The following is a 15,851-nucleotide window of genomic DNA, read 5'->3' as shown; positions in this document are numbered from 1 at the left end:
GAGCGTTGCTCTCGGCGCTGAAGCCGCGCGTGCGCGGGTGAGGCGTTGTCCGTAGGGGGTTGATCTGGCACCTGATCGTAGTCGGCGCCGGCGAGGACGTTGGTGACACGATCGCGGACCTGCTCAGCTGCATGTGTGACCAAGACAGGGTTGTAAGCCGGAACCGCCAAAATATCCGCTAACTCACTGATGCAATGGATGAAATCCGATCTTGTGAGCTATTTTTACACGTATGTCGGCTGAACCCCGCTTTCAGGTCATCCAGCGTGACCAGTAGCATCATTGGATCGAGGGGCGACGGCTCAAATCCGATCCGCTCATAGAACGCCTTGGCGTCGGCCGAGAGCGCATGCACGAGCACCCCGCGAATCCCGATGGTGTCGGCGGCTTGGACGATGCGCTGCCCGGCATCTTTCACCAGAGCGCGGCCTAGGCCCCTGCCCTGCTGCGATTGATCTACGGCCAGCCTGCCAAGGACCACCACCGGAATCGGGTCCGGCATGTTGCGTCGGAAGCGTCCGGGTGCTGCGTCCACCGTGACCCCGCTCGATGCCAGCGCATAGTAGGCCACCACGCGGCCATCGTCGCAGGCGACGAAGGTTCGCGAAGCGCCGGTAGCCTGATTTTTCAGGGCACGACGCTTTAGCCACTGGTCCAGACTGTCCACCCCGGAGTCGAAGGCTTCAATGTCGTGGTGCGCGGCCAGCGGTTCGGGCGCTGATACCGTCATGCTTTCTCCCACGGGGCGGGCGTCTGCATGGTTTTCCGCAGGCGTTCGTTCGGCTGCGGCGGCATGTCCAGTCGTGCCAGAAAGGCCGCGTAGGCGTCCGGGCTGGCGGAAATGATCGTCTGGTCTAGTAACGCTTCCTCGGCGGCCGACCGGGCGGCTTCCAGCACGAAGTCGGTGCGGTTCTTGCCCCGTGCCTTGGCGGCGCGGTCGATCAAGCTCCGTTCCTCGGGCTTGATGCGGATGTTCAGCGTTTCACGCTTGCTGGGTGCGGTGCTCATCGTGGGCATGGCTCAATCTCCTGCGGTTTCATGTAAGTGTACCGCGCCGTAATGTCAATGTCATTACGTTTGTTTGCCCGGCGTCGTTAAATCGCTCCCCCTTGCCCCCGCTCTGTGTGTGAAATGACGAGTCCGGCCCGGTCCTGCGTGTTGCACAAGTCCTAAGTTTTGCGACTGCCGCCACAGCTCCGGAATTGCTGGCTTTTCTATGTTGCAAAACTTTGTCGCTTATATTCTATAATGTGCGACAACATTTGCGACTAAGGGCGGCCCTATGGCACGGCACAAACAAGACCCCGGCACGCTCGACCTGATGAGCGGCCGATTGCTCGTCGGCTATGCGCGGGTTTCGACCGACGACCAAGAGCTGACCAATCAGCGGACCGAGCTGCACGCGGCCGGCTGTTCCCGCATCTTCGCCGAGAAGATCACCGGCACCCACAGCAAGCGGGCCGAGCTGGCCCGGATGCTCGACCATCTGAGGGCCGGCGACGTGGTAACAGTGACGCGGCTTGACCGCCTCGCCCGCAACACCCGCGACCTGCTGGACATAGCCGAGCAGTTGCAGGCGAAGGGGGCCGGCTTGCGGTCGCTGGCCGAGCCGTGGGCCGACACGACCAGCCCGGCGGGGCGCATGGTTCTGACGGTGTTTGCCGGCATTGCCGAGTTCGAGCGGTCTCTGATCGTGGAGCGCACACGCAACGGGCGCACAGCGGCCAAGGCGCGGGGCGTTCGCTTCGGCCGCCGCCCTACCCTCACCCCTGCGCAGATTGCCCACGCCCGCCGCCTGATCGACGAGGATGGGCAGACTGCAACCCAAGCGGCCGCCTTGCTGGGTGTGCATCGAGCGACCCTGTATCGCGCCCTGACCAAGGAGGACGGCGCCAAATGAAGAAGCCGAAACGGATCATTCTCGACTACCCCGACCGGCCGAAGCCGCCGGAGCCGCTGACGCCGGAGGAGCAGACCCACGTCGATGACTTTTTCGCATGGATGGATCGGCAGGAGTCCGGGCCGATGCGCGAAGATGGCGAGCCGCTGACCGGGATCGAGGCCATCGACTATCCGCCCGGTAAGGCCCATCCCGGAAATGTCCGGAAAGATCGCCCCCATGACGAGGCGATGGCCGAGCTGTTCCGCGCAGACCCGGACCATGCAGCGGCGCTGCTGGATGCGGTACGCCGCGACGGGGACGCTGACGAGCTGCGCGGCCTTCTGCGGCAGCTTGCGGCGGCGTTCGGCCCGGAGTGGCCGGGGTTCACCGATACCGAGCGGGAAACGCTGGATCGCGGCTAAACGTGCTTGCGTGCTTTCTACTATTAGTGCTTGCTAGTTGCGTGCTTTCTGTTTATCATCCAATTGTCAAAACAAACTAAGAAGGGGCGACATGTGAAAACCCTAGTGTTGGCAAGTCAGAAAGGCGGGGCGGGCAAGACGACGCTGGCCGCGCATCTGGCCATAGCCGCCGAGCAGGCCGGCGTGGGGCCTGCCGTCCTTATCGACACCGATCCCCAAGGCAGTTTGTCGGCGTGGTGGAACTCGCGTGATGCGGACACTCCGGCGCTCGCGGCCGCGACGCTGGCCGAGCTGCCGGCGAAATTGGAAGCGCTGGCCAGCGCCGGTTTTAAGCTGGCCGTCATCGATACCCCGCCCGCCATCACCGATGCCATCCGGGACGTGGTGAAGCTCGCCGACCTTGTGCTGATTCCAACCCGGCCTAGCCCGCACGACCTGCGCGCAGTCGGCAGCACGGTGGACATTGCACAGGAAGCCGGGAGGCCCTTCGCGTTCGCACTCACGCAAGCGAAGCCGACCGCCCGCCTGACGGTGCAAGCGGTGGCCGCCCTGTCTGCGCACGGTCCCGTAGCCCCATCCATCGTGCATGATCGTGTGGACTATGCCGGCAGTATGGTGGACGGCCGCACGGTGCAGGAAACCGATGGTAAGGGCCGGAGCGCCGAGGAAATCACGGCGTTATTTGCTTTCGTGCAAGAACGCATGAACGATAAAAAGAAAGCTCGCAAAAAGGAAACCGTCTAATATGGCTACGAAGAAAAGCGCCGATCTTACCGGCCTAGTCGCCACCAAAGGCAGCGCCGCCCCAGTGGCCGATATGCCCCCCCGCACGCTCAAGCCGACGCCCACCAACGACGATCCGGCTAACAATGTGCCGTTGAACTTCCGCGTGTCGGCAGACCTACGCCGCCGGTTCCGCATGTTCGCCGCATCGCACGACCTCAAGCTAAATGAGCTGCTGCGACTGGCCTTCACCGAATACGAAAAGCGCCACAACAGCTAACTGCTGTGGCAGGAGAGCGCCCTATGGCCACGAAGAAGAACGACGACCCCCAGCAAATCGGGGCATTGCTAGGCAAGTTGGTGCCGCGCGACGTGCTGCGCACCGCTAATGCGGTATCGAAGAATCCCAAGAGGAAGGGCCTTACCGCACAGGACGAGGGGTCCGGGGAGCAATGGAACAGGGAAGTCAGTTAAGCCGATTGATCCGCGAACGCACCCAGGCCGGGCTGACGGCCGCGCGGGCACGCGGTNAACAGATGCTGCCGCGGCTGGCGACGGCGCTGCTGCGCTGCACACCTTGCCCAGAACGCGTTTTGCGTATGGCAAGCAACTTCCATGGCTGAGGGATGGGGCTAATCAGGATTATTTTTGGATTATCTTTCGGGTGGTCGAAAGAGAATGCAGCTGTGTATCGGCTGCAACGCGCTGATGGAATCGAATAGGGTGGTGGAATCCGGCGATGATCTGATTCAAGCACCGCGGATGAGGCATGCCAATAGCGCGTCGCGAGCAGTCGTCGGAAAGTTTGCACGGCGCGCCCGGAATCGCCGTGGATGCGTGGTCCATGCGCCGATGCCGATGCCCGTAGCGCGCGGACGCCGGCAAGCAATCAACCATTGTGCGTGCCCAGGGTGCGTGCGCCGGTCAGGATCATGCGCAGCATCTGCGAGATCTGCTCGATCAGCTCGGGGTCCTTCTCCGGCGGCAGGTCCATTGCCACCGCGCCCATCGCAAACACCAGCCGGGTGATCGCCTTGGACACCAGCGCCGGTGCGTGCAGGGTGGCGTTGTCGGCGGCGGCCAGGCGGATCAGATCCACCCGCAACTCGTCTTCGAAATAGGTGAGCTCGCGCTCCACCGCCTGTTTGAACGCATCCGAGCCTACCGCGCCTTCGCGCAGCAGCACGTGCAGCAGCTTGTCGTCGGCGCGCAACTGTTCCATGAACGCCTCGACCGAGACGCGGATGACGCTGCGCTCGGTGGAGGTGGCGCGCTGGCGAGCCTGGCCGATGATGGTGCGTAGCGAACGCCCGGCCAGATCGATCAGCGCCACGGCGAGCTCGTCCATGTCGCGGAACTGGCGATAGAAGCTGTTCGGCGCGATGCCGGCCTCGCGTGCCACCTCGCGCAGGCTCAGCGTGGACAGGCTGCGGTGCGGGCCGATCAGCGACAGCGCCGCGGCAATCAGGTCTTCGCGCGAGATCGCCGGCTTGCGTGACGGCGGCGCGTCGTGGGACGGCAGGGCGATGGAGGTCATGGGCAACAGCCGGGCGTGGGCCTGAATCATAGCCCCTTCCGTCAATATACAAGTGTATACACGGATGTGCATGCATGCGTATAGTGCCCTCCATGAGCCTGGCACCCACTCCCAAGTCCACCTCCCCGTTGCCCGCACGGCTGGCGCGCCGCCTGGTGTCGCCACAGTTGTTCGACTTCTGGGCAACCCGGATCAACCCGTTGTGGACGCTGGAGCGGCCGATGGCCCGTCTGGTCGAACGCAGTGCGGCCAGTCGCGATGCGGTGACCCTGGTCTTGCAGCCCAACGGCCATTGGCAGGGCCTGCAGGCCGGTCAGCATGTGAGCCTGGGCGTAGAGATCGACGGCCGCCGCTTGCTGCGCAGCTACAGCCCGACGCTGCTGGACAACGGCCACCTGGCGATCACGGTCAAGATGATCGAGGGCGGGCAGGTCAGCCGCTATCTGGGGCACGCCGCCGCGCTGGGCACGGTGGTGTCGCTGGACCCCGCGTTTGGCGACATGCTGCTGCCGGCCACGCCGACCCCCTTGCTGCTGCTGGCCGCCGGCTCCGGCATCACGCCGATGCGTGCGCTGCTGCGGGCCGCGGCGCAGGCCGGCATGCCGGCCGACATCGACCTGCTGTACTGGGTGCGCGCGCGCGACGATGCCTGTTTCCTGGATGAGTTCCAGGCGCTGGCCGCGGCGCATCCGCGCTTGCGCGTACGCCTGCTGACCACCCGCGACGGTGTCGCACCGGCCGCCCGGGTGGATACCCACGCGCTGGACGAGATTGCCGAGCTGCCGCGCCGTCATGTGATGGCCTGTGGTCCGGGCGGCTTCGTGGAGGCCGCACGTGCACGCCTGGAGGGCCGCGTGGCGGCGTTCCAGGCCGAGGCCTTCAGCGTGCCGGCGTCGGACGAAGCCGAGGCCGGGCAGGTGCAGGTCCAGCTGTCGCGCAGCGGCCGTACGCTGAGCCTGTCGCGCGGCCAGTCGCTGCTGGAAGGGCTGGAAGCCCAGGGCTTGCGGCCAAAACACGGCTGCCGCATGGGCATCTGCAACAGCTGCGCCTGCGCGCGCCAGGCCGGCACCACGCGCCACCTGCTGACCGGCGAGCGCAGCAACGAACCCACTGCACAGGTCCGCCTGTGCATCAGTGCCCCGAGTACTGACCTGATCCTGGATCTGTAAGGAACCCTCATGAGCCGAGTCCATAACCGCGCCCTGTCTGCCGCCGAGCTGGAATCCTTCGGCGACGAGCTCGATGCCATCCGCGCCCGCGTGCAGCGTCAGGTCGGCGCCGACGACGCGCGCTACATCCGCCGCATCGTGGCCGCCGTGCGCTGGACCGGCGTGTCCGGTCGTGCGCTGCTGTTCCTGGGTGCCTTCGTGCATAGCGTGCTGATTCCGGCCTGGATTGCCGGCGTGATGCTGCTGACGCTGTCCAAGATCCTGGAGAACATGGAGCTGGGCCATAACGTCATGCACGGCCAGTACGACTGGATGGGCGACCCGCAGCTCAACGGCAATACCTACGAGTGGGACATCGTTGCCACCGGCGACAACTGGCGCAAGACGCACAATTTCAAGCATCACACCTACACCAACGTGCGCGGCATGGACGATGACATCGGCTACGGCCTGCTGCGCATCTTTCCCGAGCAGCGCTGGCGCCCGTTCTACCTGCTGCAGCCGTTCATCGCGGTGGTGTTCGCGCTGCTGTTCGAATGGGGCGTGGCAATCCAGGACCTGCGTCTGGGCCGCTGGTTCGCCGGCAAGATGAAGGCCGCCGAATTGCGCGCCTCGTTCCTGCCGGTCGGCCGCAAGATGGGCCGCCAGATGCTCAAGGACTACATCGTGTTCCCGGCGCTGGCCGGCCCGTTCTTCCTGACCGTACTGCTGGGCAACCTGGCCGCCAACGTGCTGCGCAGCATCTGGACCTTCGTGATCATCTTCTGCGGCCACTTCACTGCCGATGCGGAAGTGTTCCCGAAGGAATCGATCCGCAACGAGTCGCGCGGCCACTGGTATCTGCGCCAGCTGCGCGGCTCGTCCAACCTCACCGGCGGCAAGCTGATGAACGTGCTGTCGGGCAATCTGAGCCACCAGATCGAACATCACTTCTACCCGGACCTGCCGGCCAATCGCTACGCGCAGATTGCGGTCGAGGTGAAGCAGGTCTGTGCGCGCTACGGCCAGCACTACAACACCGGCTCGCTGCCGCGTCAGTTCGGCCAGGTGATGTGGCGGATCGTGCGGCACGCGTTCCCGAGCCGGCCCAAGCCGGTGCGCGAGCGTAGCGGGGCGCTGCAGAGCGCGTGATCCAACGAGAAAGGTCGCCACTGGCGGCCTTTTTCTTGGAGTGGAGCGTGTTCGGGCTGCTGGCGTGTGGATCGTCTGCTGACGGCGCCGAACTCGGTTTGCCGGCACGCAGCACGCGGCGAGGATGCAGTCGCCGATGCTGCGGTAACGCTGGCGCGGCATGCGCATGCTCCATGCGGTGTGCCAATCACCAATCACTAATCACCAGCGGCCCAAGGCCACAAGGCCGGGCAGCAGGGTGGCGAATCGGATGACTCAGCGCGCCGAGTTGCGCGCCTGTGCCTGATAGGCGATGAAGCCGATGGCCGGCAGCGCGCGCGAGAACAGCCAGCCCTGCGCCAGGTCCACGCCGTGTGCGCGCAGGTAATCCAGCTGTTCCTGGCGTTCGACTCCTTCGGCGATGGTGCGCAGCCGCAGCGTCTTGGCCATTTCGATGATGTGCGCGGTGACCGAGCTGGTGGCCGAGTGCGTGCCGATGGTGTCCACGAACGATTTGTCGATCTTCAAGGCATCCAGCGGCAGGCCTTGCAGATACTGCAGGCTGGAATAGCCGGTGCCGAAGTCGTCGATGGACACGGTGTGGCCGGCGCCGCGCAGATGGGTGATGGTGGTGCGCGCGGCATCGATGTCCATCAGGCTGCGTTCGGTCGCCTCCACCCAGACCTGCCCGCTGTCCACGCCGGTGCCCCGCAGCGCGTCGGCCAGCACCGACTGCACGCGGCCGCTCTTGATGTCCCCGGCCGAGACGTTGATGGCCACATGCAGCGACGGTTCGGCGGCCAGGGTGGGGCCGAGGTCGCGGATGACTTCGGCCACCACCAGATCGGTGATCGGCAGGATCAGGCCGCTTTCTTCGGCCAGCGGAATGAAGGCGTCCGGCGGCACCAGCACGCCATCGGGCTGCTGCCAGCGCACCAATGCCTCGGCACCAACGCAGCGGCCGCTGTCGAGGGCGATGATCGGTTGGTAATGCACGACGAATTCGCCGCGCTGCACCGCGATCTCCAGCCGCGCCAGCGGCGACAAGCGTCGTCGCGAGACCCATAACACCAGGCCGACCAGCAGCACAGCCAGCGCAATGCCGACCGGCACCACCTGCAGCCGCGCGGCAGCCAGCGGTCCGCGCAGGTAGGCGATCGGCTCGGTGACCACCGCGGCCCAGTCGCCCCGGCTTCCCCGGCCGGACAGCACCTGCGCGGGCGCCTGCCCAGGCGTATGGGTGGTATCGTCAGCGCGCGACGCCACCAGCAACTGTTCGGCAGCGGTGCCGGTACTGCTGAGCAGTTGCCCGTCCGGAGTGCCGATCGCCAGCTGCAGGCCGGGCGGGATATTGATGTCGGCCAGCGTGTTCGGATTGATCAGGGCGTTGTAGTTGTCCAGCTGCAGCGCCATCAGTGGATGTTGCGGGTTGGCCAGCGGCAGCAGCCGCGTGGTGACCGCAATGCCGCGCCTGACCACGAAATCCGGGCGGCTTTGCGGAATGCTGGCAGGCAACAGTCCCCATGAGGTGCAGCGCAACCGCCCCTGCCGGAAATGCCCCAGCTCGACGATGTAATGGCTGGTCAGCACCAACGCGCGCATCTGCGCCAGGTGGGCGGGCGAGCAGGGCGTCGACCTGGAGGCGGCCATGCTCAGCAAGGCGCCATAGGCCTCGTCGAAGGCGGTTTCGGTACGCCGGATCGCCAGCGCCGCCAGCTGGCTGAGCCTGCCTTCCTCACGCGACAGCGCCAGCCGCCAGGCGAGGTAGTACGACAGACCGATCGGGAGCGTTGCGCACACCACCACCAGCAGCACGGTCAGGCTAATGATGCGTTGGCGCTTCACGTCACCACCCGCATCGGCATGAGGGCCAGATCACGCGTGCGGCCCGATATGCGGTGGACGCTGCGGCAGCATCCAGGCGTGCGCCATGGCCGCATCGCCGCGCCGACGGACGCGGCGCAACGGCGTGATGTGGACCACAGATGGGGATGGATGAGGCTGCACGTCGCGAATGTACGACACACGCGTGCATTGCGCGCGTCCGCAGAGCGAAGTGGATGTGATTTTATGCCGAGCGGGCCTGATGCGCAGTGCGGACTGCCGCGCTGCGAGGGATTCACGCGCCTGCACGCAAAGGCGCGCTACGGTCGTTGCGTCTGCGCTCGCCCATGCGGGCCGCAGGACCAGCCGGTCCGCGGCAAGGCGCTCTCACCGGAGGATTCATCCATGACAACACAGAAAGAACGTGTCGGCGGCACCGATGCAGTGCCGATCTTCAAGATGCAGGAAACCACGCGCGATGGCGAACTGATCAAGTACGTGGTCGGCGACACTGGCGTGGCTTTCGACAGCCTGGAAGGCGCGCAGGCCGCCGCCAAGGATCTGGGCATGCTCAACGGGTGAGGCAGGCTGGCTGCCAGGCAGTCAAGGCGGCTACGCGCCGCCAGGGCAGGCCCGGTGCAGCGGTGCAGGGCCTGTCAGTGTGCTGATCGATGGCTGGCAGGGCTGGCGCCCCTGCCGGGCTGTCTCACCACCGTGGATTCAAGGCAGCGGCTGCTCGGTCAGCCGCCCGGTATGCGGGGTGTGGATCAACGGTGCCAGGTCGAAGCCCTGTTCGCGTGCATGCGCCAGGTACGCCTGGGCGATGTTTTCGTCCAGCTGCGGCAACCGCGCCAGTAACCACAGATACTTGCGGTCGGGGCTGCCGACCAGGGCCGCGGTGTAGTCGGCATCGATGCGCATCACCCAGTAGTCGCCCTTGGTGAAGGGAATCCAACGCAGCCCTTCGGGCAGGAAGGTCACTTCCAGACGGCCATGGGTGTCGTCGATAGGGCGGGCTTGGCCGACGGCCTCCTCCAGCTCACCTTCCACGGTCAGGCAGCGGTTCTGCACGCGCACTGTGCCGTCGTCTTGCAGCGCGTAATGCGCCGACACGTCGGTACAGTCCGCATCCTCGAAACGGATCGGCAGCCGGGCGATCTCGTACCAGGTACCCAGATAGCGGTTCAGATCCAGCGACGCGACGGTGGATAACTCGGGAAGTCGGTTCATGACAGCCTCGGTGCGAAAGGTGAGGCTGACGTTGTACGTGCAGCGCCATGAAATGGATGTTGCGGCATGGCCCTTGGCGGTGCGGTGCGAGGTGGACTGAACCGCACGGCACACCGCAGCGCGCGAGGTTTGGGGTGCTGGGGCGGGTGCGCACATCGGAGGCGGATGGGCAGGCCGTTGTCCCTTGCGACGCAAGCCTGCGTTGCGGCAAACGCGCACTGTGTCCTTGCAGGCGCGCGGCAATGCATCGCGACCCGCGCAGGCCGGCGCCAGGTTGCGGAGGCGGGTGGCACGTTCGAGCGCGTCAGCCATCTGGCCAATCCGGTCGCGTGGGTTTGTTTATGGACAAGACCACGGCACGTTGCAGTGGGGGCTGAGGCTGCCGCCATGATCGACGCACTGCCCGCACTACGAGCCCATGTTCGAAATAGCCGTGGCAGTGCAGTGCTCCGGGCGCGGCGGCCACCCTGGCAGCCGGCGGCGCAATCACCGCCGCGCTACGCCGCGCTCGCGGTGCCGAGTGCGCGATCCAGTTTGCGGTAGCCGATTGCTTCGGTGAGATGACCGGTGGCGATCGCCGCACTGGCATCCAGGTCGGCGATGGTGCGCGCCACCCTCAGGATGCGGTGCATCGAACGTGCGGATAGCTGCAACTGCTCGATCGCACGCTCCAGCAGCAGTTGGTCGTCGTCTTGCAGCCGGCAGTGGCGGTCGGTATCGGGCTGGTCGAGCTGTGCATTGGGCAGGGCACCACGCGCAAGCTGCCGCTGCCGCGCGGCAACCACGCGGGCGCGCACGCTGGCGCTGTCCTCGCCCGGGTTGCCGCTGCGCAGCGCCTGCGCCGGCAGCCGCGGGACTTCCACATGGATCCAGCAGCGGCCCGGAGATACGGCTGCGGTAGTGGCGGATACTGTCGCTGCTGCAGCGGCACCGCCCGCTGCCATCGCCCGCCCAGCCGCACGGGCAGGGATTCATGGCGGCGACCAACTGGAAGCGTGCCGGAAAATCCACGCTGCGCGCCGCACGCGAGATGGTGACCAGGCCCGATTCCAGCGGTTCGCGCAGCACTTCCAGCGTCTGCCGTTGCCACTCTGGCAGTTCGTCCAGGAACAGCACGCCGTTGTGCGCCAGTGAAATCTCGCCAGGGCGCGGATGCGGGCCGCCGCCGACCAGGGCAACCGCACTGGCGGTGTGGTGCGGGGACCGGTAGGGCCGCTGGCGCCAGCGGGCCAGATCCAGCCCACGGCCGCTGACCGAGGTGATGGCAGCCGTCTCCAGTGCTTCGGCTTCGCTGGCGTCCGGCAGCAGGCCGGGCAGGCGCGAGGCCAGCAAGGTCTTTCCGCATCCGGGGCTGCCGACCAGCAGCAGGTGGTGCCCGCCGGCGGCGGCGATCTCCAGCGCGCGGCGCGCATGCGGTTGCCCGCGCACATCGGCCATATCCGGTAGCGCACGTGCGCCGAGCGCGGTGACCGCCAGTTCCGCAGCAGGCGCCGGCCGGGTGCCGTTGAGGGCGGCGCAGACCTCCAGCAGGGTCCGCGCAGTGAAGGCCTGGACATGCCCGGCGATGGCTGCCTCGGCGCCATTGGCCAGCGGCACGATCAGCCGTCGCCCCGCCTGTGCGGCGGCCAGGGCCGCCGGCAGCACGCCGTCGACGCCACGCAGCTCGCCGGTCAGCGCCAGCTCGCCGAGAAACTCATAGTCGGCCAGTGCCTGCCGGTCGATCTGCCCGCTGGCGGCCAGAATGCCAAGCGCGATCGGCAGGTCGAAGCGGCCGCCCTCCTTGGGCAGATCCGCAGGCGCCAGATTGATGGTGATGCGCCGGGCCGGAAATTCGAACTGCGCGCAGAGCAATGCGGCACGTACGCGCTCGCGCGACTCGCGCACCGCTGCTTCGGGCAGCCCCACGATCTGGGTGGAGGGAAGACCGCCGGACAGATGCACCTCCACCCGAACCTCAGGCGCGTGCACCCCCACGCGGGCACGGCTGTGCACCAGCGCCAGACTCATGGTGGAAGGCTCGGGTCAGGGAGTGTCGGAACCGGGCGCCGCACTGGGCGGCGTGCCGGTTGCGCGTGCTTCCAGGGCGGCCACCGCCTGCTCAAGCGCGTCGAGTTTTTCGCGCGTGCGCAGCAGCACGGCGCGCTGCACGTCGAACTCCTCGCGGGTGACCAGGTCCAGCTTGCCCAGGCCGGCCTGCAAGGCGCCCTTGAAGGTGCTCTGCAGCTCTTCGCGTGATTGGCGCAGGCCCGGCGGCACTAGGTCGCTGAGGCGGCGGGCGAGGTCGTCGAGCTGATTGAAATCGATCATGGTGGTCTCCGCAGGTTCGTAGGAAGCCTAGTGCAGGCCGCCACACGCGGGACATCGGCAAGGCAGTCGGCAGGCGGTAAGGATAGTCCCATTCGACTGTCGTCCGGGGTGACGGTCGCCGGCATGGATGAGTGTTGCAGCCGTCCACGGTATGCTGCGCGCCCGTCATGCCCTGGGATTTGTACCAATGAAAATGATCATGGCCATCGTCAAACCGTTCAAGCTCGACGATGTGCGCGAAGCGCTCGCCGGCTGTGGGGTGGCGGGCATCACGGTGACCGAGGTCAAGGGCTTCGGCCGCCAGAAGGGCCACACCGAGCTGTATCGCGGCGCCGAGTACGTGGTCGATTTTCTGCCCAAGGTGAAGATCGAAGTGGCGGTGACCGACGACCAGGCCGAGCGTGTGGTCGAAGCCATCGTGGCTGCAGCCGGCACCGGCAAGATCGGCGACGGTAAGGTGTTCGTCTACGACCTGGGCAGCGTGGTGCGCATCCGCACCGGTGAGCTGGACAGCGACGCGCTGTAGGGTTGGTAACGCGCGGTTGGCGTCAACTCGGTGCGATGCAGTGTGCCGTTGTCTCATGCGCGCCTGTGTGTGCAACGTGGCGCGTGCCGTGCATGGCTGGTCGACTGAGCGCAGCGGGGCTGTCGCGCGGGTTTGTTGTCCTTCGGCCTGTGTCACGCCGCATGCGGTGCGCATCGCCAGATGCGTACGGAGCGCCACGTTCGGTGACGCCGACGCGGCCGTGGATCTGAGGGCCAGAACGTTCTGCGGCGCTGATCGGGAGTGCCAGCAGGATGTGCGGCTTGCCGGCCACGTCGCGCTTCCAGCATGCAGCGAAGGTGACTTTACCCGGCTGCATCGGATGCCTGGGCCATGAACTCCTTGGTGCACCGTGCTGGTTGCGGCAAGACAGCGTGCGCGCTGTACCGCACGCCGCAGATCTGGCGAACGGCGCCGTGTCTGCCATTGGCATGCTGCGCTTAACGAGGCGCTGCCCTAGCGGAGCCGTGCTGGTCACGCTCTGATGGTTGCCGATGCGCCCGCCGGCCCAGGACATATCGGCGGTGACCCTGTGGCATGCGAGCAGCACGCTGCTGCTTTCAGTGTGTGCGAGGACGCCAATTTCTGTCGCCGCTCATGGCAAAGGCACCTGGGAAAGTCGCTGCCGCACTGCCCGCACTGCCCGCACTGCCCGCACTGCCCCAATGCCCCAATGCCTCAATGCCTCAATGCCTCAATGCCTCAATGCCTCAATGCCGCTGGGCCGGGGTACTGATCCCGTTGAGCCAGCATGGCGTCGCGTCGCGCATTGCGCGTTTGCTGGAGCGCTTCGCCTGTTGGGAGGCCGGCGATACGCGCCCCTCCCCACGTTCGGTGGCTGGCGATGCATAGAGATCGTACTCCTTCTCATACCATTTCAATACCGAAAGTCCCCAGTTTTACTGACTCATGAAACGGGCTCAACCTCCGTTCTCGCTTCTGAACTTGTCGCCGCGGCATGACTTGCCTACTCTAGGAGTTAATACCATTCCAATACCGGAGTTCGACATGCAGCGAGGCAACAGGCAGACGGGCATGCGCCTGCTTCCGGTGGTGATGGCGCTGGGCCTGGCACTGCCGGCAGTAGCCGCGCCGGTTACCCAGCCGGCCATCTTCCCGACCCCGGTATCGATCAGCCTGGATGGTCAGACGATCACGTTGGGGGATGCGGTGGTGCTGGTGGTGGCGCCGGGCGCCGACCCAGCCGCCGTTGCGCTGGTGCGCCGCGTACTTGGCGCGGCCGGTGTTGGCAAGATCGCCACTGCGGCGCGCCTGCCGGCAACCTTCGACCGCCCGCACGTGGTGGTCGGCACTGGCGCGGCGGCGGTGGTACGCGATGCGTTGGCGCGCAGCAAGGCCACGCAGGACACCCACACCGAAGGCTATACGCTGACCAGCGTGGCGCTGGGCAGTGGCCTGATCACGCTGGCCGGTCACGACGACGATGGCCTGTTCCATGCCGCGCAGACGCTGCGCCAGCTGGTCGAGCGGCCGGCGATCCCGACGCTGACGATCCAGGATTACCCGGCCATGCCGATCCGCGGCACGATCGAAGGCTTCTATGGCGCGCCGTGGTCGATGAGCGACCGCAGCAAGCACATCGACTTCCTCGCCCGCACCAAGGCCAACACCTTCATCTACAGCCCCAAGGACGACCCGTACGCGCGCGACCGCTGGCGCGAGCCGTATCCGAAGGCGACCTTGAAGGCGCTGGGCCAGCTGGCCGCCACCGCCAAACGCAATCATGTCGATTTCGTCTATGCGATCTCGCCCGGCCCCACGGTGTGTTTCTCCGACCCGGCCGATGCCAAGGCGTTGCTGCGCAAGTTCGATGCGTTCCGCGCGCTGGGCGTGCGCAGCTTCTACGTGGCGCTGGACGACATCGAATACACCACGTGGAACTGCGAGCGCGACAAGACCACCTTCGGTGCGTCCGGCGCGCAGGCGGCAGGCATTGCGCAGTCGCATCTGCTCAATCTGGTGCAGGCCGACCTGGTCGCCCGCCACGACGCTTCCTCGGAACTGATCATGGTGCCGACCGAATATTTCGATGCCAAGGAGAGCCCGTACAAGGAAGCGCTGCGCAAGCACCTGGACCCGAAGATCGTGGTGCAGTGGACCGGCACCGACGTGGTGCCGCCGGCCATTTCCATCCCCGATGCACGCGCCGCCACCAAGGCGTTCGGCCGCAAGACGCTGTTGTGGGACAACTACCCGGTCAACGATTTCGAAACCTCGGCCGGGCGCCTGCTGATGGCACCGTATGCGCGGCGCGAAGCGGGCCTGTCGGCCGAGTTGTCCGGCATCGTGTCCAACCCGATGAACCAGGAAGTGCCCAGCCGCGTGGCGGTAATGGGGCTGACTGCGTTCGCCTGGAACGATAAGGGCTATGACGCGCAGCGCACCTGGCACGCGGCGGCGCGCGATCTGGCCGGCGACGACGCGCGTGTCACTGCCGCATTGCTGACCTTCTTCGATACCCAGCATCTGGCGCCCACCTTCGGTAGCCAGCCGTGGCAGGAACAGGCGCCGCGCCTGAAGGCCGTGCTCGACCAGGTGCGCGAAGCGATCGCGCTGGGCGATGCCACGGCGCGCAATCAGGCGATTGCGACGTTGGCGCGCACCGCCGATGACATCGCCGCCGCCCCGCAACTCATCCGCGACGGTGTGGCCGACAAGGGCTTTGCCGAACAAGCGCGCCCATGGCTGGAGGCGATGGAGGGCTGGGGCCGCGCGCTGCGGCAGACCGCGGCCGGCCTGGAGGCCGCCAACCGTGGCAGCACCGAGGCGCCGGCATTGTTTGCCGATGCCGCGGCAGTCGCTGCCAGGGCCGCAGCGATCCCATCGATTCCCGGCGCCACGCGTTTCGGCGGGCCGGTCAGGATCGCCGACGGTGTGCTGGATCGGTTCGTGGCCGAAGCGCCGCACCTGATCGCCTATCGCGCGCCAGCGGCGACGCCGTAGCGGCATGCTGCGTTGATGGAATGCCGGTGCCTGCTCTCTGGCAGGCACCGGTGACGGTGATGCATCCCGCCCGAGATGCCCGCACGCCGCTGCCGATGCCATGCACCCGGCCTGGCGCAGCATTGCATGCTGTTTCATC

At 66.4% G+C, this 15,851-nt stretch carries 16 protein-coding genes and 1 pseudogene; 10 read left to right on the top strand and 7 right to left on the bottom strand.

What is annotated here, in order from left to right; translation table 11 throughout:
- Positions 1–178 precede the first annotated feature (178 nt).
- Together XCSCFBP4642_RS0121000 and XCSCFBP4642_RS0120995 are read right to left on the bottom strand one after the other, a co-directional pair.
- Positions 179–730, bottom strand: coding sequence for a GNAT family N-acetyltransferase (locus XCSCFBP4642_RS0121000; protein ID WP_029218400.1), 552 nt, complete (start codon positions 728–730; stop codon positions 179–181).
- Complete coding sequence (locus XCSCFBP4642_RS0120995; protein WP_017166845.1) at positions 727–1,008, bottom strand: type II toxin-antitoxin system TacA family antitoxin; 282 nt, start codon at positions 1,006–1,008, stop codon at positions 727–729. The genes XCSCFBP4642_RS0121000 and XCSCFBP4642_RS0120995 overlap by 4 nt, the downstream gene beginning before the upstream one ends.
- 274 nt (positions 1,009–1,282) lie before the next feature.
- Here XCSCFBP4642_RS0120995 and XCSCFBP4642_RS0120990 point away from each other — a divergent pair, with 274 nt between their 5' ends.
- The 5 genes from XCSCFBP4642_RS0120990 (at position 1,283) to XCSCFBP4642_RS29300 (ending at position 3,501) form a co-directional block, all read left to right on the top strand.
- Entirely contained in the window at positions 1,283–1,900 is a 618-nt protein-coding gene (locus XCSCFBP4642_RS0120990; protein ID WP_084624368.1) for a recombinase family protein, read from the top strand.
- Positions 1,897–2,304, top strand: coding sequence for a hypothetical protein (locus tag XCSCFBP4642_RS30915; RefSeq protein WP_029218402.1), 408 nt, complete (start codon positions 1,897–1,899; stop codon positions 2,302–2,304). The genes XCSCFBP4642_RS0120990 and XCSCFBP4642_RS30915 overlap by 4 nt, the downstream gene beginning before the upstream one ends.
- 93 nt (positions 2,305–2,397) lie before the next feature.
- Complete coding sequence (locus XCSCFBP4642_RS0120980; protein WP_029218403.1) at positions 2,398–3,048, top strand: ParA family protein; 651 nt, start codon at positions 2,398–2,400, stop codon at positions 3,046–3,048.
- 1 nt (position 3,049) lies between these two features.
- Positions 3,050–3,307: a hypothetical protein gene (locus XCSCFBP4642_RS0120975; protein WP_029218404.1), complete on the top strand. Its 258-nt coding sequence runs from the start codon at positions 3,050–3,052 to the stop codon at positions 3,305–3,307.
- Positions 3,308–3,330: 23 nt separating this feature from the next.
- The gene (locus XCSCFBP4642_RS29300; RefSeq protein ID WP_160170351.1) at positions 3,331–3,501 is read left to right on the top strand and encodes a hypothetical protein; all 171 of its coding nucleotides are present in this window, start codon (positions 3,331–3,333) and stop codon (positions 3,499–3,501) included.
- A 415-nt stretch (positions 3,502–3,916) separates the two neighbouring features.
- Here the strand turns inward: XCSCFBP4642_RS29300 and fabR are convergent, their stop codons facing one another.
- Positions 3,917–4,564 (bottom strand): HTH-type transcriptional repressor FabR, encoded by a 648-nt coding sequence (fabR, locus tag XCSCFBP4642_RS0120960; RefSeq protein WP_029221495.1) that lies wholly within the window; start codon positions 4,562–4,564, stop codon positions 3,917–3,919.
- A 92-nt stretch (positions 4,565–4,656) separates the two neighbouring features.
- Here fabR and XCSCFBP4642_RS0120955 point away from each other — a divergent pair, with 92 nt between their 5' ends.
- Positions 4,657–5,733, top strand: a complete 1,077-nt coding sequence (locus tag XCSCFBP4642_RS0120955) for a ferredoxin reductase (protein WP_029221494.1) — start codon at positions 4,657–4,659, stop codon at positions 5,731–5,733.
- A 9-nt stretch (positions 5,734–5,742) separates the two neighbouring features.
- Positions 5,743–6,864: a fatty acid desaturase family protein gene (locus tag XCSCFBP4642_RS0120950; RefSeq protein ID WP_029221493.1), complete on the top strand. Its 1,122-nt coding sequence runs from the start codon at positions 5,743–5,745 to the stop codon at positions 6,862–6,864.
- Positions 6,865–7,119: 255 nt separating this feature from the next.
- Here XCSCFBP4642_RS0120950 and XCSCFBP4642_RS0120945 read toward each other — a convergent pair whose 3' ends face one another.
- Complete coding sequence (locus XCSCFBP4642_RS0120945; protein WP_029221492.1) at positions 7,120–8,688, bottom strand: EAL domain-containing protein; 1,569 nt, start codon at positions 8,686–8,688, stop codon at positions 7,120–7,122.
- Positions 8,689–9,072: 384 nt separating this feature from the next.
- On the opposite strand from XCSCFBP4642_RS0120945, the gene XCSCFBP4642_RS27755 reads away from it, so the two are divergent.
- Positions 9,073–9,249, top strand: a complete 177-nt coding sequence (locus XCSCFBP4642_RS27755) for a hypothetical protein (RefSeq protein ID WP_167331401.1) — start codon at positions 9,073–9,075, stop codon at positions 9,247–9,249.
- Positions 9,250–9,387: 138 nt separating this feature from the next.
- Here XCSCFBP4642_RS27755 and XCSCFBP4642_RS0120930 read toward each other — a convergent pair whose 3' ends face one another.
- The 3 genes and pseudogenes from XCSCFBP4642_RS0120930 to ubiK all read right to left on the bottom strand — a co-directional run bounded on the left by XCSCFBP4642_RS0120930 (position 9,388) and on the right by ubiK (position 12,204).
- On the bottom strand, positions 9,388–9,897 hold the full coding sequence (locus XCSCFBP4642_RS0120930) for a lipocalin family protein (RefSeq protein WP_029221491.1): 510 nt from the start codon (positions 9,895–9,897) through the stop codon (positions 9,388–9,390).
- Positions 9,898–10,394: 497 nt separating this feature from the next.
- Positions 10,395–11,904: pseudogene (locus XCSCFBP4642_RS25515) on the bottom strand (YifB family Mg chelatase-like AAA ATPase).
- Positions 11,905–11,919: 15 nt separating this feature from the next.
- Positions 11,920–12,204, bottom strand: coding sequence for a ubiquinone biosynthesis accessory factor UbiK (gene ubiK / locus XCSCFBP4642_RS0120920; protein ID WP_029221490.1), 285 nt, complete (start codon positions 12,202–12,204; stop codon positions 11,920–11,922).
- 151 nt (positions 12,205–12,355) lie between these two features.
- Between ubiK and XCSCFBP4642_RS0120915 the strand changes: the two genes are divergently transcribed.
- Positions 12,356–12,730 carry a P-II family nitrogen regulator gene (locus tag XCSCFBP4642_RS0120915; RefSeq protein WP_029221489.1) on the top strand — a complete coding sequence of 125 codons (375 nt, stop codon included), beginning with the start codon at positions 12,356–12,358 and terminating at the stop codon, positions 12,728–12,730.
- Between the two features lie 1,026 nt (positions 12,731–13,756).
- Positions 13,757–15,712: a glycoside hydrolase family 84 protein gene (locus XCSCFBP4642_RS0120910; RefSeq protein WP_029221488.1), complete on the top strand. Its 1,956-nt coding sequence runs from the start codon at positions 13,757–13,759 to the stop codon at positions 15,710–15,712.
- Positions 15,713–15,851: the final 139 nt, after the last annotated feature.

It is taken from the genome of Xanthomonas cassavae CFBP 4642, assembly GCF_000454545.1.
In the GTDB taxonomy this organism is placed as follows: domain Bacteria; phylum Pseudomonadota; class Gammaproteobacteria; order Xanthomonadales; family Xanthomonadaceae; genus Xanthomonas; species Xanthomonas cassavae.
This window is presented reverse-complemented; position numbering and strand designations above follow the sequence as displayed.

Excerpts from the sequence above, each read along its gene's own strand:
- fabR (WP_029221495.1), bottom strand. The coding sequence starts at position 4,564 with ATGACCTCCATCGCCCTGCCGTCCCACGACGCGCCGCCGTCACGCAAG.
- XCSCFBP4642_RS0120975 (WP_029218404.1), top strand. The coding sequence starts at position 3,050 with ATGGCTACGAAGAAAAGCGCCGATCTTACCGGCCTAGTCGCCACCAAA.
- XCSCFBP4642_RS0120990 (WP_084624368.1), top strand. The coding sequence starts at position 1,283 with ATGGCACGGCACAAACAAGACCCCGGCACGCTCGACCTGATGAGCGGC.
- XCSCFBP4642_RS30915 (WP_029218402.1), top strand. The coding sequence starts at position 1,897 with ATGAAGAAGCCGAAACGGATCATTCTCGACTACCCCGACCGGCCGAAG.
- XCSCFBP4642_RS0120955 (WP_029221494.1), top strand. The coding sequence starts at position 4,657 with ATGAGCCTGGCACCCACTCCCAAGTCCACCTCCCCGTTGCCCGCACGG.
- XCSCFBP4642_RS0120995 (WP_017166845.1), bottom strand. The coding sequence starts at position 1,008 with ATGAGCACCGCACCCAGCAAGCGTGAAACGCTGAACATCCGCATCAAG.
- XCSCFBP4642_RS27755 (WP_167331401.1), top strand. The coding sequence starts at position 9,073 with ATGACAACACAGAAAGAACGTGTCGGCGGCACCGATGCAGTGCCGATC.
- XCSCFBP4642_RS29300 (WP_160170351.1), top strand. The coding sequence starts at position 3,331 with ATGGCCACGAAGAAGAACGACGACCCCCAGCAAATCGGGGCATTGCTA.
- ubiK (WP_029221490.1), bottom strand. The coding sequence starts at position 12,204 with ATGATCGATTTCAATCAGCTCGACGACCTCGCCCGCCGCCTCAGCGAC.
- XCSCFBP4642_RS0120915 (WP_029221489.1), top strand. The coding sequence starts at position 12,356 with ATGCTGCGCGCCCGTCATGCCCTGGGATTTGTACCAATGAAAATGATC.
- XCSCFBP4642_RS0120930 (WP_029221491.1), bottom strand. The coding sequence starts at position 9,897 with ATGAACCGACTTCCCGAGTTATCCACCGTCGCGTCGCTGGATCTGAAC.
- XCSCFBP4642_RS0120950 (WP_029221493.1), top strand. The coding sequence starts at position 5,743 with ATGAGCCGAGTCCATAACCGCGCCCTGTCTGCCGCCGAGCTGGAATCC.
- XCSCFBP4642_RS0121000 (WP_029218400.1), bottom strand. The coding sequence starts at position 730 with ATGACGGTATCAGCGCCCGAACCGCTGGCCGCGCACCACGACATTGAA.
- XCSCFBP4642_RS0120910 (WP_029221488.1), top strand. The coding sequence starts at position 13,757 with ATGCAGCGAGGCAACAGGCAGACGGGCATGCGCCTGCTTCCGGTGGTG.